We start from the raw sequence: 1,637 nt of genomic DNA, 5'->3' as shown, positions 1-1,637 counted from the left end.
GGGGTTAGTCCCTTCGCCTGAATGGCGGCCCGTTCACGGGTGAAAACCGTGCGTGGCGGTTGCGGCCGTGGTCGGGGCGGTGGTGCCGTGGTGGTGGTCGCCCGTGCTGACGTCGTACCTTCTTGGTCCGTTTGAGGCCGTGGGTTAGTCGGACGCCGGCAGCCGCGCCAGGGGCCTTTCACTGTTGCTTCGAGCACGAGGACTAGATTCGCTGTTCCCTGTGGCTGCCGCGGGCGACCGCCCTTTGTTCGCCCTCGGCAAGGGAGCACGCGATGCTTGAGCAGACGCAGGAACGTGAGGAGATCGTCGAACGGGTCGCGGCGCTGGACGTCGGCAAGAAATCGCTGGTGTGCTGTGTGCGTATCCCCGACCCGGCCAAGCCCGGCCGCAGGTTGCAGGAGGTGCAGACCTACTCGACCATGACCCGGGCGCTGTCGGCCATGGTCGGCCGGTTGCGGGAACTGGGTGTGACCCGGGTGGTGATGGAGGCGACCAGCGACTACTGGAAGCCGCCGTTCTACCTGCTGGAAGCGGCCGGGTTCGAGACGTGGCTGGTCAACGCCCGCGACGTCAAACACCTGCCCGGGCGGCCCAAGACCGACCGCCTCGATGCGGTTTGGCTGTGCAAGGTCGCCGAGCGGCAGATGCTGCGGGCGAGTTTCGTGCCACCGCCGCAGATCCGGATGCTGCGGGACCTGACCCGCTACCGCGTCGACCTGGTCGCCGTGGTGGGTGCGGAGAAGAACCGGGTCGAGAAACTCCTGGAAGACGCCCAGATCAAGCTGTCGTCGGTGGTGTCGGACGTCTTCGGGGCGTCCGGGCGCGACATGATGGCCGCGCTGGTCGCCGGGCGGCGTGACCCGCATGTGCTGGCGCAGTTGGCCCGGTCCAGCCTCCGTCGCAAGATCGACGTGCTGGAGGAGGCGTTCGTCGGCCGGTTCACCGACCACCATGGCTTCCTGCTGGCCAAGATGCTTTCGCGTATCGACGCGATCGAGGCCGACATCGCCGACGTCGACGCCCGCATCCAGGAGCAGATCGCCCCTTTCGCGTCGGCGGCCGACCGGCTTGAGCAGATCCCCGGCGTCGGGTCCACGGCCGCCCGCGCGATCATCGCCGAGATCGGTACCGACATGACCCGCTTCCCTACACCCGCGCACCTGGCCGGCTGGGCACGGTTCGCGCCCGGCGTGAAGGAATCGGCCGGGCGCAAGAAGGGCAGCGCATCGACCGGGCACGGCAACCCGTACCTGGCCCGCGCCCTGGGGCAGATCGCCGTCAGCGCCGCCCGGACCCGCACCTTCCTGGGCGAACGCTATCGGCGTATCGCCCGCCGTCGAGGCCCGAAACGCGCCATCGTCGCGGTCGGCCGCTCCGTGCTGACCGTCATCTGGCATCTGATGTCAGACCCCGAGGCCGCATTCCGTGACCTCGGGGCCGACTTCTACGACAACCGCACCAACCCGGCACGACGCGCCCGCAACCACATCACCGCGCTACAAAGCCTCGGCTACAAGGTCACCATCGAACCGGCGGCAGCCTGACTCCCACACCGCCCGGCAACCCCCTGTCCCGGCTCCGCTGCGCTACGCCGAGACGCTGCCGCCTGCCCACTCACCCTCAAGTTTTCGGACTAG

Annotated in this window: 1 protein-coding gene; it reads left to right on the top strand. The window is 68.7% G+C overall.

Going from position 1 to position 1,637, the window contains the following annotated elements; all coding sequences use genetic code 11:
* The first annotated feature begins 272 nt into the window (after nt 1–272).
* Nucleotides 273–1,544, top strand: a complete 1,272-nt coding sequence (locus tag ACFQO7_RS37680; RefSeq protein WP_376810883.1) for an IS110 family RNA-guided transposase — start codon at nt 273–275, stop codon at nt 1,542–1,544.
* Nucleotides 1,545–1,637: the final 93 nt, after the last annotated feature.

The organism is Catellatospora aurea, from assembly GCF_042663325.1.
In the GTDB taxonomy this organism is placed as follows: Bacteria; Actinomycetota; Actinomycetes; order Mycobacteriales; family Micromonosporaceae; genus Catellatospora; species Catellatospora aurea.
Note: the sequence above shows the minus strand (reverse complement) of the source record. Positions and strands in the feature narration are given on the sequence as shown.